The organism is Klebsiella sp. JN_Kp126 (assembly GCF_033843325.1).
In the GTDB taxonomy this organism is placed as follows: Bacteria; Pseudomonadota; Gammaproteobacteria; order Enterobacterales; family Enterobacteriaceae; genus Klebsiella; species Klebsiella michiganensis.
Genome location: NZ_JAWXQV010000049.1, coordinates 160,638 through 185,377, shown reverse-complemented (window position 1 = coordinate 185,377; position 24,740 = coordinate 160,638). Strand labels below are relative to the sequence as shown.

Genomic DNA, 24,740 nt, shown 5'->3' with positions numbered 1-24,740 from the left:
AAAAAACCCCCCCCCCCCCCCCCGCCAGCGTCCACGACACGCCGATGCCGATGAGAATAAAGCGCGGGCGCGAACAGTCGCGGGCCAGCGCCAGAACCAGCAGCGCCACCAGCACGCCGCCGAGCATTCCCGCCAGCGGCCGCCAGACCAGGCCCACCGCCGGGAAGAACAGCACCAGCGCCAGAACGACAATACTGGCCCCCTCCTTCACCCCGATAAGCCCGGGATCCGCCAGACCGTTGCGGGTAATGCTCTGCATCGCCGCGCCGGCCAGACCGAGCATCGCCCCGCACAGCAGCGCCATAAACAGCCGCGGCAGGCGGATATCAAAGAGGATAAATCGCTGCTGTTCGTCCACGATGTCCGCCCCCAGCAGCGCACGGAACAGGGTACCGGAGGGCATCGGGAAGCTGCCGCGGGTCAGGCCAAACAGCGCCAGCAGCAGGATGACGAGCAGCGCGACAGCGGCGATTTTTACCGCCGCAGGGCGCAGCAGAATGTGCCAGCGGCCGCAGGTCAGCGGCCGAAAGCCGGCGCGACGGACGGCGCTTTTCATTTAAAAAACCTCGCGGCGATAAAAATAAATACCGGCGCCCCCACCAGCGCGGTCATCGCGCCGGTTGCCAGCTCCTGGGGCGCAACCAGGGTACGAGCGGCGATATCCGCCAGCAGTAGCACCAGAGCGCCAACCGGAGCGGCCAGCGGTAGCGCCAGGCGAATATCTTCGCTAATCAGCCGGCGCACCGCGTGGGGGACCACCAGCCCGACAAAGCCGATCGGCCCGGCCACCGCCACCGCCGAGCCGCACAATAGCGCAATGGCGGTCAGCCCCAGCAGGCGGGTCTGAACAATCTTTACCCCCAGCCCCAGCGCGACCTTATCGCCCAGCGCCAGCACGTTAAGACGCGGCGCGATGACCAGCGCGATCGTCACTCCCGCCAGCGCCGGGAGCAGCGCAGCGCGCAGCGTTTGCCAGTTCAGCCCGGCAAGATCGCCCGCCAGCCAGGTGCGCATCGCCAGCAACGTTTGTTCATCGAGGATCAGAATCGCCGCGGTGACCGCCGAGGCAAAGGCCGACAGCGCCACCCCGCACAGGGTAATGCGCAGCGGCGTAACGCCGCCGCGCCCGGACGACGACAGCAGCATCACGCCGCCAAACAGCAGCGCCGCGCCGCAGGCGGCGGTGAGCGGTCTGGCTAACGCCACGCCGCCGAGGCTGATTCCCAGCGCCGATGTCGCCACTACCGCCAGCGAAGCGCCGGCGTTAAGGCCGAGAATATGCGGCTCGCCCAGCGGGTTGCGGATCACGGTTTGCAGCAGCAGCCCCGCCACGCCGAGCGCCGCGCCGGTGAGCAGCGCCGCCGCGAGACGTACCAGGCGTAAATCGACAATAATTCGGTGGTCAAAATTGCGCGGATCGTAATGGAGCAGCGCCTGCAGCACCGTTTGCGGCGCAATCCAGCGCGCGCCAAGTCCGAGATGTACCAGCGAGCCGCCCAGCAGCAGCAGGCTCAGCAGTACCAGCGCCAGCCGGGGGCGGGATTGTCGGCGCGGCAGCAGCAGCGCGGAGGCGCTCATAACGCTTTCTCCTCACGGGCGCGGAACGGCATAAAAAAGGGCTTACCGGTCTGCGGGTTGAGCGACATCTGCACGTCCACGTCAAAAACGGTTTTGATCAGCTCCGGCGTGCAGATTTCCTGTTCATTAATCACCCCGGCGATCGCGCCTTTTTTAAGAAACACCAGCAGGTCGGCGTAGTTCACCGCGAAGTTCAGGTCGTGCAGGACGGTGACCACCGTGCGGCCGTGATCGCGGGTTAAGGTTTGCAGCAGTTCAAGGATGTCGACCTGATAGCGCAGATCGAGCCAGGTGGTGGGCTCATCCAGCAGAATCGTCGCCGTTTGCTGGGCGAGAGCCATCGCGATCCAGCAGCGCTGGCGCTGGCCGCCGGAGAGGCTATCAACCGTCAGGTGGGCAAACTCTGCGGTACCGGTGAGCCGCAGCGCCTCTTCTACCGCCCGTTCATCGGCCTCGGACCATTGTCGCATCATCCCCTGCCAGGGGTAGCGCCCGCGCGAAACCAGTTCAAAAACCGTCAGCCCTTCCGGGGTCAGCGGCGATTGCGGCAGAATGCCCAGCCGACGGGAAACCTCCCGGGTCGGCAGCTGATGAATCACCTCGCCGTCCAGGCGTACGCAGCCCCCCAGCGGCTTGAGCATCCGGGCGATAGTCGACAGCAGCGTCGATTTCCCCGAGCCGTTGGCGCCGGCCAGTACCGTCATTTTCCCGTGGGGGATGGTCAGATGAATATTGTCGACAATTAGCGTCTGGCCATATCCGGCCGACAGGGAATCAAGGACGATCCCCTGCTCTGCAGGCAACACCCGCTGTGGCATAACTCGCTCCTGCGCCGCAACGGCGTGGCGCCAGGCCCGCTCGTTCCGCACTCAAACAAAAATAAATCTCATTCTCTTTTGATCATGCGGTGGATGAATGTAGTAGTCAATACCCTATGACGGCGCCGGCCGCGCGGGTTTACTACCAAAACCTGCACAACATAAAACGACTTTAATAATCAATTAAAACAATAATGTATGAAATTTTCACCCAGCCCATTCCTCGCTAATCGATTGATTATTTGTTTCGTCAGTTTTTTATCTTACATAACGTTTACTACTACATGCCTTCATGATTGAATGATTCTCAATTACATATCTGGCGCACGTTGCGGCGTAAAAAACAGCCAGGTTTATTTTTCAGGGCAATGATTTTATTGGCTTTACCTCTCCGCAAAGGCGAGGTTCGTTCACGAGACACAAAAATGATTCCACTCAATGTCCCTTATTCGGCATTAAAAGGGCGTGCGCTTTTTTCACTGATTTTTTTCACCTCACCGGGATTATTGGCAGCGGTTAATAGCGCCGATAAAACAAAGAAAACCGCTGACGAGACCATAACGGTCGTGGCCGACGGCACTCGGCAACGCGCTACCCAGGGATATCAGCCGGTCAATACCTCGACCGCCACGCTGACTACCATGCCGATGCTGGATATTCCGCAGGTGGTCAATACCGTCAGCGAGCAGGTGCTCGAGGATCAGCATGCGACGAACCTCGACGAAGCGCTGTATAACGTCGCCAACGTGGTACAAACCAATACCCTCGGCGGGACCCAGGACGCCTTCACCCGCCGCGGCTTCGGCGCTAACCGCGATGGTTCAATCATGACCAACGGCCTGCGCACCGTGCTGCCGCGCAGCTTCACCGCCGCCACCGAACGCGTCGAAGTGCTCAAAGGCCCGGCCTCAACGCTGTACGGTATTCTCGACCCCGGCGGATTAATCAACGTGGTGACCAAACGCCCGGAGCGCAGCTTCGGCGGCTCCGTCTCCGCCACCTCCACCAGCTTTGGCGGCGGTACCGGCCAGTTTGACGTCACCGGCCCCATCGACGGGACTCAGCTGGCGTATCGGGTAATTGGCGAATATCAGCATGAAGATTACTGGCGTAATTTCGGCAAAGAGAAGAGCAGCTTTATTAACCCCTCCCTGACCTGGTTCGGCGAGCGGGCGACGGTGAACGTCTCATATTCGCACCGTGACTACAGTACCCCATTCGATCGCGGCACCATCTTCGATCTGAACACCGGCCATGCGGTGAACGTCGATCGCAAAACGCGTTTTGATGAACCGTTTAATATTACCGACGGTTATTCCGATCTCGCGCAGCTGAATGCCGAATACCGTCTCAGCGACGCCTGGACCGCCCGCTTCGACTACAGCTACAGCCAGGATCATTACAACGACGATCAGGCCAGGGTAATGGCCTACGACTCGGCGACCGGCAACCTGACCCGCCGCGTCGATGCCACCCACGGTTCCACCCAGAAAATGCACACTACGCGGGCGGATTTACAGGGCAACGTGGTCATTGGCGGTTTCTACAACGAGATCCTCACCGGCCTGGCCTACGAGAATTACGATCTGCTGCGCACCGATATGATCCGCTGTAAGAACGTCAAGGGTTTCAATATCTATAATCCGGTCTACGGCACTGTTGGCAAATGCTCCAGCGTTTCGGCATCCGACAGCGACCAGCGTATTCAGCAGGAGAGCTACGCGGGCTACCTCCAGGACGCGCTCTATCTTACCGATAAGTGGATTGCCGTCGCCGGGGTGCGCTATCAGTATTACACCCAGTACGCCGGCAAGGGCCGCCCGTTTAACGTCAATACCGACAGCAGCGACCAGAAATGGACGCCGAAAGCGGGCCTGGTGTATAAGCTGACGCCGTCCGTCTCGCTGTTCGGTAACGTGGCGCAGTCGTTTATGCCGCAGTCCTCTATCGCCAGCTATATTGGCAATCTGCCGCCGGAAGAGTCGACGTCTTACGAGCTGGGCGCGAAGTTCGATCTGTTCAACGGCGTCACCGCCAATATCGCGCTGTTTGATATTGATAAGCGCAACGTCCTCTACACGGAATCCGTGGGCGATGAGACGGTGGCAAAAACCGCCGGTAAAGTGCGCTCCCGCGGCGTCGAAGTGGACGTGGCCGGGTCGCTGACCGATAACCTGAGCGTTATCGCCAGCTACGGCTATACCGATGCGAAGGTCACCGACGATCCGGATTACAAAGGCAAACCGCTGCCGAACGTGCCGAAACACACCGGTTCGCTGTTCCTGAGCTACGACATTCACAATGTCTACGACAGCAATACGCTGACGGTGGGCGGCGGCGGTCGCGCGGTGAGCAAACGTTCCGGCACCAACGGTGCGGATTATTATCTGCAGGGCTATGCGGTGGCGGATGTGTTTGCGGCCTATAAGATGAAGCTGCAATATCCGGTGACCCTGCAGGTTAACGTGAAGAACCTGTTCGATAAGACCTATTACACCTCCTCCATCGGCACCAATAACCTCGGCAACCAGATCGGCGATCCGCGGGAAGTACAGTTTACGGTGAAGATGGATTTTTAAGCCTCATCCCTGTCCCGGATCGCGGCGTGCGGCGCCTTCTCCGGGCTAGCACACTGTAGCCCGGGGGCGGCGCGGCCCCCGGGAATCTCCGCCAAACGGTCAGAATCAGCACGCCCCGGATAACGCCTTGCCTTACCAGTCCTCACCCTGGCCAAGAATGCGCAAAATATCCTGCCGATGCTGCAGCAGCAGCGGATTGTCGCGATGGCGAGGATACGTCAGCGGAAGCGCAAACTCGGCGATAATCCGCCCCGGTCGCGGCGACATGATTAACACCCGATCGCACAGCAGCAGCGCCTCTTCGATGTCGTGGGTAACCAGCAGGCTGGTATAGCCCTGCTGTTGCCACAGGGCGATCAGCTCCCGCTGCATGCTGATGCGGGTAAGGGAATCCAGCTTGCCCAGCGGCTCGTCGAGCAGCAGCAGACGCGGCTCATTCAGCAGCGCCCGCGCCAGCGCCGCACGCTGCGCCATCCCGCCGGAAAGCTGGCGCGGCCACGCTTCGCTAAACGCCTGCAGCCCCATTCGCGAAATCAGCGCATCGGCCTTTGGCTCAAGCCCCTTTTTCCCCTGCGCCTGCGGTCCCAGCAGCACATTTTGCCGCACCGTCAGCCACGGATAAAGGGTCGGATCCTGAAACACCAGTATCCTTTCGGGCCCCGGTCCGCCCATCGCCGCCTCATCAATCTGAATTTGCCCGGCCTGCTGCGGCTCCAGTCCCGCCAGCAGCCGCAGCAAAGTGGATTTACCGCAGCCCGAAGGACCGAGCAGCGCGACGCTCTCTCCGGGCCGCAGCTGCAGGCTGATATTCTCCAGCACCGGCACCGTCTGTTTGCCAAGGCTAAAAGCGTGATGCAGATGACTTATCGACACCGCCGCGCCGGTCGATGCCGCCTGAGAAGTGGCGTTCGCAGTTACCATTGCATCCCTCCCCGCTGCCAGCTCAGCAGCCGGTCGCGGACCATAAACAGCCCGCTAATCAGGCCGGAGCAGAGCAGCGCCATCACCAGCAGCGCCGCGTACATATTGGGATAGGCCGCCCAGCCCTGCGCCCACTGGAGATAAAAACCGATACCGGATTTCACGCCGACCATTTCGGCGACGATCAGCACCGAAAACGATGCGCCAAGCCCCATAAACAGGCCGACAAAAACGTTCGGCAACGCGGCGGGGATCGCCACGCGCAGGATCAGGAAACGCTGGCTGGCGCCCAGGGTTCGCGCCACGTCATACCACGCCTTATCGATGCCGATAACCCCGGACCAGGTCAGCACGGTCACCGGGAACCAGGTGCTGAGCGCGATCAGAAACACGCTGGCGCCGAAGCTGGAGGGGAAGATAAACAGGCACAGCGGCAGCAGCGCGGTGGACGGCACCGGCCCCAGCAGACGCAACACCGGATGCACCCAGTAGCCGATCCGCTGGGACCAGCCGATCGCCAGCCCGCTGATAAAACCGCAGCTGGTGCCCAGCAGCACCCCGAGCCCGAGCAGCCCCAGCGAATGCAGAAGGCTATCAAGCAGGCGCGGCCAGTCATCGTGCAGCACCTCAATCAGCGCCTGCGGCGGCGCGAAAAACGGCACCGGCAAAAACGCCGTCTTGGCCGTCAGTCCCTCCCACAGCGCAAAAAGCAGCGGCAGCAGCGCCAGCCACTTTCCGGCATGCTGCAGGCGAGTCCCCCGCTGCCGCCAGTAGCGGTAGCTCAGCGCCAGCAGCAACAGTCCGCCGCCAAGGGTGAACTGCGCCAGCGCCCACCCTTCGCTAAACGGCCAGCGCCGCCCGGCATCGGGCCAGGCCAGGGTAAACAGGCCGCCCAGCAGCCATAGCGCGGCGGCAAGCCAGCCTTCCTTCCACAGCGGCCTGCCGCTTACCGGGCGCGTCAGCACCCGTTCAGGCGAAAACGTTGACATAAATGCTCTCCGCAAACTGATGGGGATCGGTTCCCGGTTTAATGACCTGCACCCGCTGAAGATCCACGGCGTACTGGGTCAGCTCTTTGACAAACGCCTCGCCCACCGCATGATGGCCGTGCCCCTGGCCGTGGAGAATGCCGCTGACCTCCGCCTCATTGGTATTCAGCGCATGGGCGAGGAAGGATTGCGCCACGCTCTCCGGATGCGCGGCGGCATAGCTGTGCGCCTCAAGAATCGCCTGGGTGAGCGCGGCGGCGGCCGGTTTATGATCGCGCGCCAGGCTACCGCTGACCCCCAGTACGCAGCAGCTCAGGTTGGCATAATCGCCGGTCATATTGCTGGCGATAAGCTGATATTTACCGGTGTCCAGCAGACGATAGCTGAAAGGTTCGCTGCCGCTGATGGCGGCAATTTCGCGTTTATCCAGCGCCACGCTGAGTAAATCTGCCGGATAGACTTTCCACTGCACATCGCTTATCGGATCGATGCCGTGGCGCTTAAGCAAGATGGCGAAGAAGTTTTTATCCGGCCCGGCCATATCGGTGACGCCGATGGTTTGCCCCTTCAGGCTCTCCAGGCCGCCGAACGGCGAGTTTTTCGCCGTCAGCAGGTTCAGGCAACCGCCGTGGGTTCCGGCGGTGAGCTTCACGTCGAAGCCCTGCTCCAGCGCCTTCAGCCAGCGCAGCGCCATCCCGACGCCGGCGTCGGCCTTGCCGGTGGCAATCGCCTCCAGCAGCACGTCCGTCGAGTTGCCGAAGTTAACGAACTCCACGTCGAGATTGTATTTACTGAAGATCTTCTGCTGCTCCGCGACGGCAACCGGCGCCAGGCACACCGCGCTTTTGTTAATCGCCAGCTTGATTTTGTACGGCTGCGCCAGGCGCAGGGCCGGGTGTTCCTCACCGCTCGCCATGGCCGCCATATCGTGAGCCCAAAGGGGCAGAGAGGCCCCGGCCAGCGCAAGGCTGCCGGTCAAGCGTAAGAAACGACGGCGAGATGTCATCATGGCGACACCTCCGCATGGGCCTGCGCGGCAGGCACGCTAAAGCCGTTATCAAACGTCGGCGTCACGTCCAGCTTTGCGCGGATCAGCCCGTTGGCGAGGTAAAAGTCCGCCGTCGACTGCTGCTGAGCGACCGTCTTCGCGTCCAGACGCAGCCACTGCGACTGGCGATTGGCAAACTGCGCGCGGGCGATATCCGCCGGGAAACGAATAATTTCCCCCAGCGTTTTACCGTAGCTATCGAGATTGGCGTAGGCCCAGCGCTCGGCGCCGGCCAGGCGATTTAGGTAATCCTGCAGCGCCGCACGCTTCTGCGGATCCTTAAGGGCATCATCGGTTGCCGCCAGGAAAGTGTTACCCGGCAGCAGCCCTTTGCCGCTGACCAGAATCTGCCCCTCGGCGGTCTTCACCAGCTGCGTGGTATAGGGCTCCCAGGTCGCCCAGGCGTCCACCGAACCGTTGAGCAGCGCCACTTTGGCGTCCACCGGACCGAGAAATACCCACTGCACCTCTTTCGGCGAAATTCCCGCCTGCTCCAGTGCTTTCAGCGCCACAAAGTGGCCAATCGACCCTTTACCGGTAGCGATGCGTTTGCCTTTTAAATCCGCGGCGCTTTTCAACGCGCTGCCGGGCGAGACCAGCACCGCGGTGCCGGCCGGGTTGCTTTTATCGACGGCGATGGCTTTAACCGGCGCGCCGTTAGCCAGCGCGAACAGCAGCGGCGCATCGCCGATGATTCCCGCATCCACCGCCCCGGCGTTAAGCGCTTCCGCCAGCGGCGCGGCGGCCGGAAACTCGGCCCATTTAATCTCGTAAGGGAGATCCTGCAGGGCGTTGGCTGCCTCCAGCTGCGAACGCATGCCGCCTTTTTGATCGGCGATTCGCAGGGTGATTCGCTCCTGAGCCGCCGCATAGCCGCTCAGGGCCAGCAGCATAACCACCCCGGCTAAACCGGTAACATTAAGTCTGCGCATATGAATTATCCTTATTTTTGAAAAGCGTGTTTGCCGGCCGCCAGCCACGCGCTGTCGCTCTGCGGGGTATGTACCCGCCCGCACAGCACGTTGCGATAGTGGCGTTCCAGAGGATTTTGCCGACTCAGGCCATGGTTGCCGGTCAGCTCCAGCGCCAGGTTCACCGCCTGAATGGCGTTGTCGGTAATCGTGACTTTCGCGAGATTCGCCTCAATGGCGGAAAAGCCCAGCTGCGCGGCCTTTTCCAGCAGAGTGCGATTGACCAGTAGCCAGCCGTCAATCTGGCCGACTTTTTCCTGCACCCGCGGCAGGCTGGAAAGGGGTTGCCCAAGGCTGCCCGGAATACGCGTACCCAGCCACGTTACCAGCCAGTCGCGGGCCGCCCGCGCGATGCTGTCGTAAATCGCCGCCAGCAGCGCCGTATGGCGGTTGGCAAACAGACGAAACTGTTCCGCATCCGGCACGGGAGGCGCATCGGCAGGCCACACGTCCACCGCGTGCTCTGCGGCCACCCGGACGTTGTTCAGCACCACTTCGTGGCTGCCGGTTGCCCGCATTCCGGCGTGATCCCAGCTGTTCACCACGGTAATGCCCTCACTGTCGCGGGGCACCAGCCAGGTGCCGACCAGCGGCGGAGCGTCGTCGCTGCGGCCCCAGATGGCCAGCCAGCTCAGCCCCTCAATACCGGTGGTATAGATTTTATGGCCGTTAATCTGCCACCCTTCCGCGCGGCGGGTCGCCACGGTTTGCGGCAGGCCGCCGCGCGCCGGGGAGCCCAGTTCCGGCTCCACGCGCAGGCTGTTGATCAAGCCTCCCCGCTCGACGGCATCGTGAAAAACCCGCTGGCGCAGCGGCTCGGACCAGTTCTCGTTTTCCGCCAGCCGCAGATGGTGCAGGTACTGCATGCAGACGATCAGCGCCGTCGCCGGTTCGCCCCAGGCGATGGCCGCAATGGCCTGCTGAAGCTCGGCTAAGCCGGCACCTGCCCCGCCGTACTGCTGCGGCACGGCGAGGCTTAAAAAACCGCGCTGGCGCAGACGGTCGATATTGTCGCGGGGAAAGTCGCCGCTGGCGTCGAGACTGGCCGCCTGCTCCGCCATCAGCTGGCGAACCTCCCTCAACCGCCGCGCCCAGTCATCGCTTGTCTGACCGATCACGAGGCGCGCTCCGCCACGGCGCGCAGGGCGGCTTTTTCGCGGGCGATCGGCAGCAGCGCTTTACCGTACTCCTGAGCATCGTTGAGCGGATCGAACCCGCGGATCAGGAAGTTGCGCACGCCGAGGTCGTAGTAATCGAGCAGCGCGTCGGCGACCTGTTCCGGGGTGCCCACCAGCGCGGTGGAGTTGTGGCCGCCGCCTACCAGCTGCGCGATCCCGGTCCACAGGCGTTTATCCACCACCTTGCCCTGCGCCGCCGTCGCCCGCAGACGCTGCGCCCCGACGCTGTCGGGCTTGGCTTTGAAACCGCCTCCGCTCTGCGCCGCCCGCTCGGTGGCGACGTGCAGGATATGCTCGGCTTTCTCCCAGGCCTCGGCTTCGGTCGCGGCGATAATCGGCCGGAACGAGACGCTGAAGTCGATTTCGCGCTGATGTTTCGCCGCCTCGGCCCGCACGCGCTGGATGGTTTCCGCGGTTTGCGCCAGCGACTCTCCCCACAGGGCGAAGACGTTGGCGTGCTTGCCGGCCACGGCAATGGCCGCTTCCGACGAACCGCCGAAATAGAGAGGGATATGCGGTTTTTGCAGCGGGCGAATGGCCGACCACGCCTGTTCCGCCTGATAAAAGTCATTGGCGATATCCACCGGCTGTTCGGCGGTCCACACCTTGCGGACGGTCTCAAGGAAGGCATCGGTACGCGCATAGCGCTGGTCGTGATCGAGGTAATCACCGTCGCGGCGCTGCTCGGCGTCATTGCCGCCGCTGATGATATGTACCGCCAGACGGCCGCCCAGCAGGTGTTCAAGGGTAGCGAACTTACGCGCGGCGAGGGTCGGCGAGACAAAACCGGGACGATGAGCCAACAGGAAGCCGATCTTTTGCGTCGACAGGCCCGCCAGCGCGGTCACCAGGAATCCGTCGGGTTGATCGGACCAGTGGCCCACCAGCAGGCGGTCAAACCCGGCGGCCTCGTGGGTTTGCGCGAAACGCACGATGTAATCGCGGTCAAAAATCGGGCCGACCGGGGCGATGGTTTCCGACGACAGGCGGTGGCCGATCATGCCGAGAAATTGAATGCTCATGCAGAACTCCTTGTAGCAGGATAATGAGTGGGCCGCCGCGGCGGCGCGTTTTCATTACCCTATACACGGGCTCTTAATGAACAAAATGCATTTTTATCATATCTTAATATGCGAGATAAGCATTTATAAAAATTATATATACGTTTCAGCCAGATACGTTTAGCTGCTGAACGACTTTGCCGGCGAAAAAAGTCAGCGGCTGGCTCAGATTAGCCAGATTCTGCGCGTGAACCAGCCACAGATGCACCTCGGGCTGGAAATCCGCCAGCGTCAATACCGTCACCTCATCGCGCCACGGGCTGGCGGCCAGCGCGGCGCGCGGCACCAGGCCAAGCCCCAGCCCCTGCGCCACGAGGCTGATTTGCAGCTGGGCGCCCGCGGTCTCGACATTCAGCGCCAGACGCAGCCCCTGGGACTGCAGCTCGCGGATCAGCCCGGCCCGCAGGCCGCAGCCGTCGGGATTGAGCACCCAGCCTTTTTCCGCGCAGTCGCGCAGCGCCCCGGCGTGAAGACGCCAGCTTTTAGCCGCAATCACCACAATATCCAGCGGGCACAGCAGGCGCCCGCCGTAGCCCTCAGCAAAGCGTTGCTGTTCCGGCCCCATCGCCAGCACGCCGTCCAGCTCGACGCTTTCAAGGCGCTTTTGCAGCAGCCCGCTCCAGCCGCAGGTCACCTGCGGTCACAGGGCGGGAAACTGCTGGCGCAGCGCGGTCAGCGCCGGCTGCAGGGCAATTTCCGCCACGCTCTGCGGGACCCCGAGACGCAGGATACCGTGCGGCTCGGCCTCGGGGTCGAGCAGGCCGTACAGCTTTTTGGTCTCCCGCTTGATGCTCAGGCACTGCTCGTAAACCCGGTGCCCGGCGGCGGTCAGGGTGAGCGGCCGGGTCTGACGCTCCAGCAGCGTTACGTTGAGGGTTTGCTCAAGACGCTGCAGACGACGGGTAATCGCCGATTGGGTAATACCGAGATATTCCGCGGCCTGGTTAAGCGAGGAGAACTGCACGGTGGCCAGCAGTGCGTCAATGTCGTCGATGCGCATAGCGTCCTTAATGTGATTTTTGCATATTAATATATGCGGAAATTGCATTTTAATTATATTAACGCCTTTGCTAGCGTAAAGACCAGTCCCGACAACAGGAAGCGACCATGACCGCACCGCGAGTGGAAAAATTACGCCAGTTTATTCAAGACCTTGATGCCCTGCATCGCGAATTTGTCGATGAACAGCCCCTGCTCGACGCCGTGGCCCTGCGCCTGGCCGCGCTGGTGAAAAAGGATGACTGGCTGCCGGAGGAGTACACCCTGCCGCATCCCCACCACTATCAGCAGTATCTGCTGCATGCCGATTCCGGACAGCGTTTTTCCATTGTCAGCTTCGTCTGGGGGCCGGGGCAATCGACGCCGATTCACGATCATCGGGTGTGGGGCGCCATCGGCATGCTGCGGGGCGCGGAGGAGAATCAGCGCTACCGCCTGGACGAGCGCGGCCAGCCGGTGCTCAGCGGCGTTGCTGAACGCCTTTCCCCTGGCGAAGTGGAAAAAGTCTCTTCCCGCGACGGCGATATTCACCGGGTGAGCAACGCCCTCGCGGATAGCGTCTCGATCAGTATTCACGTTTACGGCGGCAATATCGGCGGCGTCAGGCGAGCGGTTTATACCCCGGAAGGCCTCGTCAAACCTTTTGTCTCCGGCTACTCCAACCGCCACTTACCCAATATCTGGGATCTCTCAAAGGATAATTAATATGCCCACCTGTTCTTATCGCCCGGCCGCCCAGCTGCACCAGGCGCTGCTGGACGGCGCCGAGCTGGCGCTGATCGACGTTCGCGAAGAGGCCGACTTTGCCCGCAGCCATCCGCTGTTTGCCGCTAATCTGCCGCTCAGCAAGCTGGAGCTGGATATTTTTCGGCGCGTGCCGCGCCTGACGACGCCGATTACCGTCTATGACGGCGGCGAAGGTCTGGCGGAGCGGGCCGTCGAGCGCCTGCAGAGCTGGGGCTACGAAGATGTCGCCCTGCTGGAAGGCGGCCTGCCGGGGTGGCAGCGCAGCGGCGGAGAGCTGTTCCAGGATGTGAATTCGCCGAGCAAAGCGTTCGGCGAGCTGGTGGAGAGCGAGCGGCATACCCCCTCGCTGAGCGCCGGGGAAGTGCAGGCGCTGCTCGATGGTCAACAGGAGGTGGTTGTCGTCGACGCGCGCCGTTTCGATGAGTATCACACCATGAATATTCCCGGCAGCATCAGCGTGCCCGGCGGGGAGCTGGCGCTGCGCATTGAGGGCCTGATTCCGTCATCGCAGGCGACGGTGATCGTCAACTGCGCGGGGCGCACGCGCAGTATTATCGGCACGCAGTCGCTGCGCAATGCCGGTTTGCCCAATCCGGTCTACGCGCTGCGCAACGGCACCATCGGCTGGACCTTAGCCGGGTTTGACCTTGAGCGCGGCCAGCAGCGGCGTTATGACGCCGATTTTCGCGCCCCAGCCGAACGCGCGGCGGCGGTGAGGCAGCTGGCGGAGCGCGCCGGCGTCGCCTTTATAGACAGCCCAACCCTTCAGCGCTGGCTGCGGCAGCCCGCCCGCACCACTTACCTGTTCGACGTCCGCAGCCCGGAGGAGTACGCCGCAGGCCATCTGCCGCTGAGCGTTAGCGCGCCCGGCGGGCAGCTGGTGCAGGAAACCGACCATTTCGCCAGCGTGCGCGGGGCGCGCATTGTGCTGATTGCCGATGACGAGATACGAGCGCCGATAACGGCGTCCTGGCTGGCGCAGATGGGGTGGGAAGTGGCGGTATTACGCGATGCGCGCGCGGAAGATTTTAGCGAGCGCGGTACCCCCGCAGGCCGCGTACCGCCGGGTCCGCAGGCGGAGGAGATTGCCCCGCATCAGCTGGCGGCACAGCTGAGGGAGCCGGGAACCGTGGTGCTGGACTTTACCACCAGCGCCAACTACGTCGCCCGGCATATTCCCGGCGCTTACTGGCTGGTACGTTCACAGCTGCGCCAGGCGCTGGAGGTGCTGCCTTCCGCCAAGCGTTACGTTGTCACCTGCGGCAGCAGCCTGCTGGCCCGCTACGCGGTGCCTGAGGTTGCAGCGTTAACCGGTAAACCGGTGCAGCTGCTGAGCGGCGGCACGCTGGCGTGGATTGACGCCGGGCTGGCGCTGGAGCATGGCGAGACGCATCTGGCGACACCGCGCAGCGATCGCTATCAGCGCCCGTATGAAGGTACCGATAACTCACCCGCGGCAATGCAGGCCTACCTCGACTGGGAGTTCGGCCTGGTTGAACAGCTGAAGCGGGATGGCACGCACGGGTTTAAAGTATTGTGATGTCCCCCGCTCGCGCTGCGCTTAGCGGGGCTACGGGCTCACCGCCGTCTGCCATACCGTCGCCCGGACAGATGCGCAGCATCGCCTCCGGGGAATTATGACGCACTGCGCTCTGCTCCCGGGGGCGGCGCAAGCGCCTGCCCGGGCTACAGGTCCACCGCCGTCTGCCATCCGGTAGCCCGGACAGATGCGCAGCATCGCCTCCGGGAAATTATGCCGCACTGCGCTTTGCTCCCGGGGGCGGCGCAAAGCGCCTGCCCGGGCTACAGGTCCACCGCCGTCTGCGAACCCGTCGCCCGGGGAAGGGCCGCAATCAGATCTCCGGGGTATTTTTAAAGCCCATCAGCATCAGCATCGGCTCCTGCTGTGAGCCCGCCGGGTCGAAATGATAGCGATTGCCCTGACGGTCGCCGCCGATATACCACGAGATCTCGGTTTTGCCTTCCGCCAGCGCCTTGCGCACCGCTTTATCGACATCCACCATCCGGTATTCGCGTTTGGAATTGAGGTACAGCGACGCCTCCGAGCTGTAGTTGCAGGGCGGGCGATGATTCCAGGTCACGCTGTTCGCGCTCCAGTCGTTGCTCGCCGGATAGAAAAAGATCTGATCCGCGCCGTTGGTTTCCACTTTTCCGCCGTAGATCCGCAGCTGATATTTAAACAGCGAGGCGTCCTGATCCTGCGGCAGCGGCGGGATAGGGAATTTCACCAGCGTCATGGTTTCCGGATTGTGCGTGCGCCCGCCGTTTTGCCAGTTATCGCTGACCACCAGGTTTTCCGGCGCGGGATGGGCAACCGTCGGCGCGGTGCTGTCCACCAGCGCATTCTCCTTCACCGTCGTGAAGCGATACGGCACCGCGCTGCCGCAGTCGATTCCCTTGTTCATGCAGCGCTCGGTCATATAGTGCGCCCCTTCCACCGTCCAGCCGTTCATAAAATCCGCGTGCGCCGTATAGATACTGCCCCAGCGCTCTTCGCGCTTCTCACCGTCCATGATCGGATCCAGGGAGAGCTGAATCTTCGCGGTATCCAGGGATGTAATCTGCGGCAGAACGTAGGCCACATTCATATTCACCGTCGGGATTTTCACCGGATAGTCGCTCGGACAGGCGCCGTTGACGTCGTATGCCGCGTTACTGTGTCCATGAGCCGGTTTGAGGTTGACCCCATCCCAGCAGTTGGGGAACTGAATACCGATATTAAACTGTACCGCATCGCCACCTTTACGCAGCCCACAGACTTCCCCGGCCTGGTTGCTGTAGCCTTTGCCGTTAGCGCACAAAAAGGTGATGCGCGAGCTGGGCGCCGAACCGTGGTGATCGCCCGCCAGCAGTTCGAGACCCGCCGGGAACGGGTGCAGCGGATACTGTTCCACTTTGGTGGTCTGATAGTAGGTTTTTTGATACGCCGGCGTCACCACCTGACCATCCGGCAGCTTCATCGACGGCACCCAGTAGGCGGAACCGTCGGCCTTGTTATCGCAGGTGGTTTCCGGCTGGTCGCGCAGCGTCTGATAGGTGGAAACCGCATCGGTATGGGTATTACCAAAAAAATCATGCCACATGGCCTGATTCGGTTTGCCGAACATCATGATGGCGTCATCGCCCAACGTATGGTGATAAGCGCAGACCACGTGGGCCTGCGGGCCGGCATGAGCGGAAAACGCGCCGGCAACCAGCAGCGGCGCGAGAGTTAAAGTGAACGCGTTCAATTTCATTTTGCAATCCTCCTTGTTTGAAGGAGTGCAGAGATAGCAAACGCCCGCCGATGTTACACATCATCAAACATCATTTCGTCTCATCGGCCCGCCCCATCAGGCTCGCGCATGATCCATGAGTACTGAAATGACTTCGGCGCCGGGAAATGCGTGCGCCGACGAAACGACCCCAGCCGCTGCGGCGTGCAGTAGGTGCAGCTCCCCAGCCACTCCATGTTTTCCTCCGGCACGCCCGCGCTGCGCAGCAGGAGGTGGGCAAAGGCCCGCAGATCGAACCACGCATTGTCGCCCGCGGTCGCTTTCGCCTGCTCCCCCTCCGACGCCGCCTGATGGGACAGGAAGAGCTGCTCCCGATGGCGTTTTGCCAGCTCGCCGGCGGGCATCGCCAGCAGCGCCTGGTAGAAGTCGCCGGTGACTTCATAGCAGCAGGGGTGAATATGCGGCCCGCTCACCACCACCAGATCTTGCGGGTCGACGTGATAACGCTGAAACAGCGCAAGGCTATTTTCGATAATCCCGCTGGCCGCGCCGCGCCAGCCTGCGTGCACGCTGCAGACATAGCGCCCATCGCGCGACGCCATCAGCAGCGGCAGACAGTCGGCGGTCACCACGCCCATCTTTTGCCCGCTGACGGCGGTAAACATCGCATCGGCGTGGGGGCGCTCCGCCTGCGGCGCCCGATACTCATGTACGATATTGCTGTGAACCAGTTTAACCGGCGCCATTTCGCTATAGGGAAAGGCGGCGGTTTCATGAACGTCGAGAAAGGCGTAGCGGATACCGGGGATATCGCTCAGTAAGCGGGATGTAAAAGACATGATGCTCGGAAGAATCAATGGATGATGATTTAACCTATGCCAAAGTAGAGAGATGCGCAAGGCGGATTCCCGGGCTACCAGTCCGGTAGCCCGGGCAAGGCGCGGCTTTACCGCGCCGCCCCCGGGAATCAGCGAAAATGCTCAGGCCAGCGCCGTGCGCTTTTGTCGGCTCATCAGCCAGAACACCGCCGCGCCCGCCAGCAGAATGCCGGGAGCGGACGCGGCCATCACCCCGACGGTGCCGGTGCCCAGCGCCAGCATTTTGCCCGCCAGCAGCGGACCGCTCATCGCGCCGAGACGGCCAATCGCCACCGCCGTCCCTACGCCGGTGGCGCGGATTTCGGTGCGATAGAACAGCGGAGCCAGCGCGTAAAGCACGCTCTGGCCGCCGGTGGCAAACAGTCCGGCGACAAAGCCGGAGAAGAGCATTGCGGTCAGCGAGGACGCGGTCCCCAGCGCCAGCAGCGACGCCAGCATGCCGGTATAGATCAGCAGCGACATCCACAGCGGGCTGAGCTTATCCATCAGCGCCCCCAGCAGCAGCGTGCCGCAGGCGGCGCCGAACTGCAGGACAAACATCACCCCCGCCGCCTCGCTGGGGCTGAACCCCTGGCCGACTAACAGCATCGGCAGCCAGTTGATCAGCATATAGACCACCAGCAGCGTGAAAAAATAGCACAGCCACAGCAGCAGCGTGGCGGTAGCGTTGCCCGGCGCGAGGAGCGTGCGCAGCGGCACGCCCCGCGCGCTGCGCTGAAACACCGGCGATTCCGGCAGCCAGCGCAGCAGCAGCGGCACCAGCAGCAGCGGAACGATACCGCCGATCCAGAACACCGTTTGCCAGGCCGCGGCAAGGCCGAAAAAGCCCAGCGCCGCCGCCAGCGCCGCGCCGATGGGGACGCCGCAGTACATCAGGCTGACCGCCCTTCCGCGAAAGCGGGGGCCGGCGGCCTCGGAGGTTAAGGCAATCAGATTCGGCAGCGCCGCGCCCAGGCCGACGCCGGTCAGCAGCCGGGCCAGCAGCAGCGTGGGATAATTCCACGCCAGCGCGGTAGCGATTGAGAACAGGCCAAAGAGCAGCACCGAGCCCAGCAGAATTCGCTTGCGGCCATAGCGATCCGCCAGCATGCCGCCCACCAGCGCGCCGGGCAGCAGGCCGAGGATCCCGGCGCTGAAAATCCAGCCCATCTGCATTTTATCCAGCGCGAACGCCTGCGCCATGCCTACGGCGGCGATGCCTGCCGCCTGCAGATCCAGCCCTTCCATCAGGGCCACCATAAAACAGAGCCCGACGGTTAACATCAGGCGCGAATTGCTTGCAGTCGTTGTTTGGGTCATAGGGTACCTTTGCGATATCCGGACAAGCGGAGCAGGTGAATGGCGGCTGATACGTTGCCAGCCGCGCGTTGCTTTTATTTGCTGCGGTTAAGCAGATCCAGCGCGACGTCGACGATCATATCCTCCTGACCGCCCACCATCCGCCGCTTGCCGAGCTCGACGAGGATATCCACCGCGCTCAGGCCGTAGCGCCCGGCGGCCGCTTCGCTGTGGCGCAGAAAGCTGGAGTAAACCCCGGCATAGCCCAGCGCCAGCGTTTCGCGGTCAACCCGCACCGGGCGATCCTGCAGCGGGCGCACCAGCTCATCGGCGGCGTTCATCAGAGCATACAGATCGGTACCGTGATTCCAGCCGAGCTTATCGGCGGCGGCGATAAACACCTCCAGCGGCGCGTTGCCCGCCCCGGCCCCCATCCCCGCCAGGCTGGCATCGATACGGTCGCAGCCCTCTTCCACCGCGGCGATGGAGTTGGCCACGCCGAGACTGAGGTTATGGTGCGCGTGCATCCCGGTGGCGGTTTCCGGCTTCAGCACCGCCTTGAGGGCGCGGAAGCGATCGCGAATATCGTTCATGTTCATCGCCCCGCCGGAATCCACCACGTAAATACAGGTGGCGCCGTAGGATTCCATCTTCAGCGCCTGCTGCGCCAGCTGTTCCGGGGAGGTCATATGGCTCATCATCAGGAAGCCGACGGTGTCCATGCCCAGCTCGCGGGCGAAGGCGATATGCTGCGCGGAAACATCCGCCTCGGTGCAGTGGGTCGCCACGCGCACCACCCGCGCCCCGGCCTGATACGCGTTTTTCAGGTCGTGCAGAGTGCCAATGCCGGGTAGCAATAAAGTGGCGATCTTCGCCTGGCTGACCGACTCCGCCGCCGCCTCAATCCACTGCAGGTCGCTGTACGCGCCGAAGCCGTAGTTAAAGCTGGAACCCTGCAGACCGTCGCCGTGGGCCACCTCTATCGAATCGACGCCCGCGCAATCCAGCGCCCGGGCAATCTGGCGCACATTGTCGAGCGAGTATTGATGACGAATCGCGTGCATCCCGTCGCGCAGGGTCACGTCTGAAATATAGAGTTTTTTGCCGTTCATGCTGCTTCTCCCGCCGCGTCGTTCATCGCCTGGGCCATTTTTTCCGCCGTCGCCAGCGCCGCCGACGTCATAATATCGAGGTTACCCGCGTAGGCTGGCAGATAGTGCGCCGCCCCTTCGACCTCGAGATAAACCGCCGTTTTCAGGCCGGAGAAGCGGCCGACGCCCGGCAGGTTTACCGGTTTATCTTCCGGGATGACCTCAAACTGTACCTGCTGCTTCAGGCGATATCCCGGCACGTAGGCCTGCACCGCCGCCGCCATCTCGGCGATCGAAGCGGCAATCGCCTGCTGCGATGCCGCTTCGCTCAGGACATAAACGGTGTCGCGCATCATCAGCGGCGGCTCCGCCGGATTCAGCACGATAATCGCTTTGCCTTTCGCCGCGCCGCCCACTTTCTCAATGGCCTGCGAGGTGGTTTCGGTAAATTCATCAATGTTGGCGCGCGTCCCCAGCCCGGCGGATTTGCTGGCAATTGAGGCGACGATCTCCGCATAGTGCACTTTTGCCACCCGAGAGACCGCCGCCACCATCGGGATGGTGGCCTGGCCGCCGCAGGTCACCATATTGACGTTGCCTTCGGCCAGATTGGCCTCGAGATTGACCACCGGCACGCAGTACGGGCCGATGGCCGCCGGGGTCAGGTCGATCACCCGGATCCCCGGCCTGGCTTCCCGCAGCGCGGCGTCGTTTTTCACGTGCGCTCCGGCGCTGGTGGCGTCAAAAACCACATCGATATCGGCGAATTCCGCCATCTGCATCAGGCCGCCAACGCCCTCGTGCGTGGTGGCGACGCCCATGCGCCGGGCGCGGGCCAGGCCGTCGGACTCGGGGTCGATGCCGACCATCACCGCCATCTCCAGGTGCTGCCCGTGGCGCAGAATTTTGATCATTAAATCGGTGCCGATATTGCCGGAGCCGATAATGGCGACTTTACGTTTACTCATCACTCTCTTCCTCTTTGGCGACAAAGGTCGCCGCCACTGAACCTAAACCGTCGATATGGGCGGCAAAACGATCGCCGGCGGTAATCGCCACCATCGGGCCTAACGCCCCGGTCAGCACGATATCCCCCGCCCGCAGCGGCTCGCCGAGGCTGGCCATTTTGCGCGCCAGCCACACCGCCGCGTTCAGCGGATGGCCAAGACATTCGCTGCCGCGCCCGCTGGAGACCTCTTCCTCGTTACGGGTCATGCGCATCGCGCAGTTTTTCAGATCCAGCCCATCCGGGCGCCGCGCCGGGCTACCCAGCACGTAAACGCCGCAGGAGGCGTTATCGGCGACCGTATCGACAAAGCCAATCGACCAGTCGCGAATACGGCTGCCGACCACCTCCAGCGCGGGAAGCACCCAGTCGATGGCGGCGTACAGTTCATCAAAGGTGGTATCGGCATGCGGCAGATCGCGTTTCAGCACCAGGGCGACTTCGGCCTCCACTTTCGGCTGCAGCACCCGGGAGAACGGCACATCGGCGTTATCGCCGTAGCACATGTCGGCAAACAGGGTGCCGAAGTCCGGCTGGTCAACGCCCAGCTGCTGCTGCACTTTAGGATGGGTCAGCCCCACCTTGCGTCCCGCCACCCGGCGGCCGTTCGCCACGTGGTGCTGCACGTTCATCCGCTGGATGGCGTAGGCCGCTTCCGCGTTGTCAACGCCGAGCGCATCGCGCAGCGGTTCAATCGCCTGGCCGCGGCTTTCCGCCTCACGCAGACGCTGCGCCAGTTGTTCAAGAGATAAGGTTGTCATCAGCACTCCTCAGGTACGCGCCAGAAAATCGAGCACCAGCTGGTTAAAGCTCTCCGCGTGCTCCCACTGCGCCCAGTGGCCGCAGTCGCGATAGATATGCAGTTCGGAACCGTTAATACCCGCCAGCAGGCGCAGCCCGGCGTCCATCGGTACAAAGCGATCGTTACGCCCCCAGACGATCAGGGTCTGCGCGCGGATTTCGCCGAGACGCGGGCTAAAATCCGGGAACTGCTTCGGGTTGGCTTCCAGGCTTTGGACGAAATTATCCAGATGCTCCCGGCGCGACAGCATATTATTGAGGCGCGCTTCAAATAGCGCGTCGGTCAAATCGCGGGTATCGAAGACAAAGATGTTCATCATCTTTTTCAGGTTTTCGATGGTCGGCTCACGGTACAGGCCGTTCAGCAGCTTGATGCCTTCCGTCGGCATCGGCGTAAACAGGCTCATGCCGCCGGTTCCGCCGCCCATCAGCACCAGTTTGCCGACGCGCTCCGGCCAGCTGAGGGTAAAGGCCACCGCGCTGTGTCCGCCCATCGAATTGCCCAGCAGATGCACTTTGCTGATATCCAGCTGGTCAATCACGCTTTTCAGCACCCTGGCGTTCAGGTCGGAACGGGAGCCGCGGTTGACGATAGAATCGCTTTTTCCCCAGCCGGGGCAGTCCAGCAGAATGACCCGGTAGCCCGCCTCGACCAGCGGGTCGATATTGCGGCTAAAGTTGGCCCAGCCGGTAGCCCCGGGGCCAGAGCCGTGCAGCAGGACCACGGTTTCGTCGCCCTCGCCGCAGTCATTAAAATGGATGCGTAATGTTTCTCCGCCCTCTTCCACGTTGAGGAAACGGCTGGTGGCGACTTCGGTTTGCGGTTGGTAGCTCATCATATTCTCCCGTTAATTCAGTTCTGCGCGGCGGCGCTCAGCGAGCCAAATCCGGCAATCCACTCGGGGATTGGTCGGTAATAGCGGCCTTCGCAGCGCCAGCGGCCAAATGCGGATAGCGCGGCAAAGGCGGCCACCCAGGTTTTAATTTCGTGCGTCGATTTCCCGGCCATTGCCGACAGCTCTTCGTTACTGACGGCATCCAGCTCCGCCAGCCGCCCCTGCTCAAGAAGGCTCATAAAGCGGGTATCCCAGACGGGGTTGAGCGGATAGAGCGAGTTCTGGTCCTCGATAAACTGCTTCGCCGCGCTAATGACCCGCTGCTGGCGCAGTTCACGCTCGTCCGGAGGCAGCTGCCTGCCGCTGCCCAGCAGCCGGTCGCGCATATGGGCATCGGCCTTCGCCAGCTCCGGTACCGGCGGCTGATGCGACAGGCCGCCGGAGCCAAGGATTAATACCCGTTTATTGAGGGTGGTCAGGAAGCGGCCAATGGCTTCGCCCAGCATGCGGGTGCGCTGAAAGCCCGGCAGCGGCGACGCCACGCCGTTAATAAACACCGGCAGAACCGGCAGGGTATCCAGCCCGCCGAGCAGGAACTCCAGCGGTTGCGCAAAGCCGTGATCCACCTGCATGCAGTAGGAGACCGCCAGATCGATGCCCTCTTTCATCACCGCGTGGGCGCAGGCCTCCGCCAGCGCCGTCGGCACCGGCAGAACGCCGCTGGCGCTGCTGAAGTCGCCGATAGCGGTCGCCCCGATGCCTAAACAGAACGGCGGCATCACATCGTAGAAAAAGCCGTTGTAGTGATCGGGAGCAAACAGCACCACCAGCTCCGGGTCGAAGGCGGCAATGCGCGCCCGCGCGTCGGCGATGGTGCCGTTCACTTCGTCCAGTACCGCCTGTTCCGGGTCAACGTAGCCCACCAGCGGGGTATGGGAGAGGCAATGAAGATACGCGTTCATATCAGGCCACCTGTTCAATCGTTGTTGCCGCCTGCGCGGAAGCCAGCTGCATCTTGCTCGCCAGCGCGTCGAGCTTTTTGCTCAGGGTTTGCGGGATGGCCACGGTGGCGACGAAGCGGTCCGGACGCACCACGGCAATGGCGGTATCGTGCTGCGCGAACCAGCTTTTCAGGCGGTTTTGCGTATCGCCGATGCGGATAACGCCGGGCACGTTGTCCTGATCGCAATGAATCTGCACCTCCGGCACCACCTGGATAAAGCGCACCCCGACCGCGCGCCAGCGGGCTATTTGTTCATCGTTGAGCCCCCACTGCGGATTACAACCCCAGGCGATAATGGCGAATCTGGCGCCAATCACCTCATCGAGCAGCGTCACCTGCCCGTTTTCCAGCGTCACCTTCGGCTGGATAAACATTTTGCCGACCGGGGACGTTTTGCTTTCGCCTTCCGCCAGCAGCGCGCCGTCGCGATACTGCGGCATTGGCTTGAAACGCATTTCAAGGAAGTAGCGTTTAACCGGCGGCAGATAGTTGAGCAGCCACGAAACGCCGTCGCGCACCGCGCCGTGCCAGCGTTTCGGCGGCGCCAGGACGTTGCCGGCGGTGACCGACAGGTCGATCATCGCTTTGGCGTGATCGCGCCGCTCCTGCTGGTAGCTGTCCAGCAGCGCCTCTCCGGCTTTGCCGTTCACCACCAGCGCCAGCTTCCAGGCCAGGTTAAAGGCGTCACGCATACCGCTGTTGTAGCCCTGCCCCTGCCACACCGGCATGATGTGCGCCGCGTCGCCCGCCAGCAGTACGCGATCGACGCGAAAGCGTTCGGCGATGCGCGCGTTGTGGGTGTAGACGCGCTGGCGAATCAGCTCGACGTTATCCGGGTCCGGCAGCACCTTGCTCAATAGCTGGCGCATCTTGTGCGGCTCGCTGAGCTGGGCTTCGGTTTCACCGGGCATGACCATAAATTCGAAACGCCGTACCCCGTGCGGCAGCGCGGCGGAGACGTACGGGCGCACCGGGTCGCAGCACAGGTAGACGTGCGGCGTCGCCAGCGGATCGTTGGCGATATCAATAACAATCCATTGATTCGGCGCGGTTTTGCCTTCGAAGGGAATATTCAGCGCGCGACGAATGAAGCTGGCTCCGCCGTCGCAGGCCACCAGCCAGTCGGCGCGCACGGTTTCCCGCTCGCCGTCGCTGCCTTTGACGTTCAGGGTGACACCGTCACTATTCTGGCTAAAGGCCTCTACTTCGCGGGAAAACAGGCAGCGCACGTGGGGGAAACGGCTGAGGCCGTCGTACAGCACCGCGTCCACCTGCGGCTGAATAAACGCATTGCGGCGCGACCAGCCAAACTCGTCGGTCATCGGCTGAATATCGGCAAAGCAGCGCCCTTTCGGGGTGAGAAAGCGCATCGCGTGCCACGGCGTAGTATGCGGCAGCACGTTGTCGACCAGCCCCACCGCCTGCATCGCCCGCAGCGCCTCATCGTCGATACCGATGGCGCGGGGATAATCGATCAGCGACTCGAGCTTCTCAATCAGCACGACGCTGACGCCCATCTGCCCGAGGTAGTTGGCGATGGTCAGGCCAACCGGACCGGCGCCGGCAATAGCGACCTGCGCGCTGTGCTGTACCGCGGGTTGGATATCAGGATTGGATGTTGTCATTTTCAAAACCTCACGCTTCGGACAAATTGCCGTCACCGCACAACCTTCAGCAGGGCAATTTGTTAATTAAATGTGAATTTATTTTTATTGTGAGGTC

The 24,740-nt window shown here is 62.5% G+C and carries 20 protein-coding genes and 2 pseudogenes; 3 read left to right on the top strand and 19 right to left on the bottom strand.

Annotated features, from left to right (window positions below; translation table 11 throughout):
* From SIK97_RS08930 to SIK97_RS08920, 3 genes are all read right to left on the bottom strand, one after another.
* Positions 1-556, bottom strand: a 556-nt coding sequence (locus SIK97_RS08930; protein WP_319610930.1) for an iron chelate uptake ABC transporter family permease subunit, incomplete at its 3' end; no start/stop codon positions are given.
* On the bottom strand, positions 553-1,578 hold the full coding sequence (locus SIK97_RS08925; RefSeq protein WP_025108187.1) for a FecCD family ABC transporter permease: 1,026 nt from the start codon (positions 1,576-1,578) through the stop codon (positions 553-555). The genes SIK97_RS08925 and SIK97_RS08930, both read right to left, overlap by 4 nt.
* Positions 1,575-2,396 carry an ABC transporter ATP-binding protein gene (locus SIK97_RS08920; protein WP_057174155.1) on the bottom strand — a complete coding sequence of 274 codons (822 nt, stop codon included), beginning with the start codon at positions 2,394-2,396 and terminating at the stop codon, positions 1,575-1,577. The genes SIK97_RS08925 and SIK97_RS08920 overlap by 4 nt, the downstream gene beginning before the upstream one ends.
* A 506-nt stretch (positions 2,397-2,902) precedes the next feature.
* Between SIK97_RS08920 and SIK97_RS08915 the strand changes: the two genes are divergently transcribed.
* Positions 2,903-4,975: a TonB-dependent siderophore receptor gene (locus SIK97_RS08915; protein ID WP_100248307.1), complete on the top strand. Its 2,073-nt coding sequence runs from the start codon at positions 2,903-2,905 to the stop codon at positions 4,973-4,975.
* A 132-nt stretch (positions 4,976-5,107) separates the two neighbouring features.
* Here the strand turns inward: SIK97_RS08915 and SIK97_RS08910 are convergent, their stop codons facing one another.
* From SIK97_RS08910 to SIK97_RS08880, 7 genes and pseudogenes are all read right to left on the bottom strand, one after another.
* The gene (locus SIK97_RS08910) at positions 5,108-5,896 is read right to left on the bottom strand and encodes an ABC transporter ATP-binding protein (protein ID WP_014838728.1); all 789 of its coding nucleotides are present in this window, start codon (positions 5,894-5,896) and stop codon (positions 5,108-5,110) included.
* A complete protein-coding gene (locus SIK97_RS08905; RefSeq protein ID WP_049084301.1) occupies positions 5,890-6,885 on the bottom strand; it encodes an ABC transporter permease in 996 nt (331 codons plus the stop codon). The genes SIK97_RS08910 and SIK97_RS08905 overlap by 7 nt, the downstream gene beginning before the upstream one ends.
* Positions 6,866-7,894: an ABC transporter substrate-binding protein gene (locus SIK97_RS08900; RefSeq protein ID WP_086544272.1), complete on the bottom strand. Its 1,029-nt coding sequence runs from the start codon at positions 7,892-7,894 to the stop codon at positions 6,866-6,868. The genes SIK97_RS08905 and SIK97_RS08900 overlap by 20 nt, the downstream gene beginning before the upstream one ends.
* Complete coding sequence (locus SIK97_RS08895; RefSeq protein ID WP_025108190.1) at positions 7,891-8,865, bottom strand: ABC transporter substrate-binding protein; 975 nt, start codon at positions 8,863-8,865, stop codon at positions 7,891-7,893. The genes SIK97_RS08900 and SIK97_RS08895 overlap by 4 nt, the downstream gene beginning before the upstream one ends.
* 11 nt (positions 8,866-8,876) lie before the next feature.
* Positions 8,877-9,965 carry an acyl-CoA dehydrogenase family protein gene (locus SIK97_RS08890; RefSeq protein WP_057174160.1) on the bottom strand — a complete coding sequence of 363 codons (1,089 nt, stop codon included), beginning with the start codon at positions 9,963-9,965 and terminating at the stop codon, positions 8,877-8,879.
* 34 nt (positions 9,966-9,999) lie between these two features.
* Positions 10,000-11,104 (bottom strand): annotated as a pseudogene (locus SIK97_RS08885) (LLM class flavin-dependent oxidoreductase).
* A 145-nt stretch (positions 11,105-11,249) separates the two neighbouring features.
* A pseudogene (locus tag SIK97_RS08880) lies at positions 11,250-12,143 on the bottom strand (LysR family transcriptional regulator).
* 107 nt (positions 12,144-12,250) lie between these two features.
* Here SIK97_RS08880 and SIK97_RS08875 point away from each other — a divergent pair.
* Together SIK97_RS08875 and SIK97_RS08870 are read left to right on the top strand one after the other, a co-directional pair.
* Complete coding sequence (locus tag SIK97_RS08875; protein ID WP_057174154.1) at positions 12,251-12,847, top strand: cysteine dioxygenase; 597 nt, start codon at positions 12,251-12,253, stop codon at positions 12,845-12,847.
* A 1-nt stretch (position 12,848) separates the two neighbouring features.
* Positions 12,849-14,429: a rhodanese homology domain-containing protein gene (locus SIK97_RS08870; protein WP_057174153.1), complete on the top strand. Its 1,581-nt coding sequence runs from the start codon at positions 12,849-12,851 to the stop codon at positions 14,427-14,429.
* Between the two features lie 313 nt (positions 14,430-14,742).
* Here SIK97_RS08870 and SIK97_RS08865 read toward each other — a convergent pair whose 3' ends face one another.
* The 9 genes from SIK97_RS08865 to SIK97_RS08825 all read right to left on the bottom strand — a co-directional run bounded on the left by SIK97_RS08865 (position 14,743) and on the right by SIK97_RS08825 (position 24,643).
* Positions 14,743-16,146, bottom strand: coding sequence for a DUF1996 domain-containing protein (locus SIK97_RS08865; RefSeq protein WP_049082455.1), 1,404 nt, complete (start codon positions 16,144-16,146; stop codon positions 14,743-14,745).
* An 80-nt stretch (positions 16,147-16,226) separates the two neighbouring features.
* On the bottom strand, positions 16,227-16,964 hold the full coding sequence (locus SIK97_RS08860; protein ID WP_014229693.1) for a polyphenol oxidase family protein: 738 nt from the start codon (positions 16,962-16,964) through the stop codon (positions 16,227-16,229).
* A 141-nt stretch (positions 16,965-17,105) separates the two neighbouring features.
* Positions 17,106-18,302 carry a 3-(3-hydroxy-phenyl)propionate transporter MhpT gene (gene mhpT, locus SIK97_RS08855; RefSeq protein WP_025108197.1) on the bottom strand — a complete coding sequence of 399 codons (1,197 nt, stop codon included), beginning with the start codon at positions 18,300-18,302 and terminating at the stop codon, positions 17,106-17,108.
* Between the two features lie 74 nt (positions 18,303-18,376).
* Positions 18,377-19,393 carry a 4-hydroxy-2-oxovalerate aldolase gene (gene mhpE / locus SIK97_RS08850; RefSeq protein WP_004851699.1) on the bottom strand — a complete coding sequence of 339 codons (1,017 nt, stop codon included), beginning with the start codon at positions 19,391-19,393 and terminating at the stop codon, positions 18,377-18,379.
* On the bottom strand, positions 19,390-20,340 hold the full coding sequence (mhpF, locus tag SIK97_RS08845; RefSeq protein ID WP_057174041.1) for an acetaldehyde dehydrogenase: 951 nt from the start codon (positions 20,338-20,340) through the stop codon (positions 19,390-19,392). The genes mhpE and mhpF overlap by 4 nt, the downstream gene beginning before the upstream one ends.
* Entirely contained in the window at positions 20,333-21,139 is an 807-nt protein-coding gene (mhpD, locus tag SIK97_RS08840) for a 2-keto-4-pentenoate hydratase (protein ID WP_057174042.1), read from the bottom strand. Before mhpD ends, mhpF begins: the two co-directional genes overlap by 8 nt.
* 9 nt (positions 21,140-21,148) lie before the next feature.
* Positions 21,149-22,015, bottom strand: a complete 867-nt coding sequence (mhpC, locus tag SIK97_RS08835) for a 2-hydroxy-6-oxonona-2,4-dienedioate hydrolase (RefSeq protein WP_048262456.1) — start codon at positions 22,013-22,015, stop codon at positions 21,149-21,151.
* Positions 22,016-22,032: 17 nt separating this feature from the next.
* Positions 22,033-22,977 carry a 2,3-dihydroxyphenylpropionate/2,3-dihydroxicinnamic acid 1,2-dioxygenase gene (gene mhpB, locus SIK97_RS08830; protein ID WP_004851708.1) on the bottom strand — a complete coding sequence of 315 codons (945 nt, stop codon included), beginning with the start codon at positions 22,975-22,977 and terminating at the stop codon, positions 22,033-22,035.
* 1 nt (position 22,978) lies between these two features.
* A complete protein-coding gene (locus SIK97_RS08825; RefSeq protein ID WP_032749864.1) occupies positions 22,979-24,643 on the bottom strand; it encodes a bifunctional 3-(3-hydroxy-phenyl)propionate/3-hydroxycinnamic acid hydroxylase in 1,665 nt (554 codons plus the stop codon).
* Between the last annotated feature and the right edge of the window lie 97 nt (positions 24,644-24,740).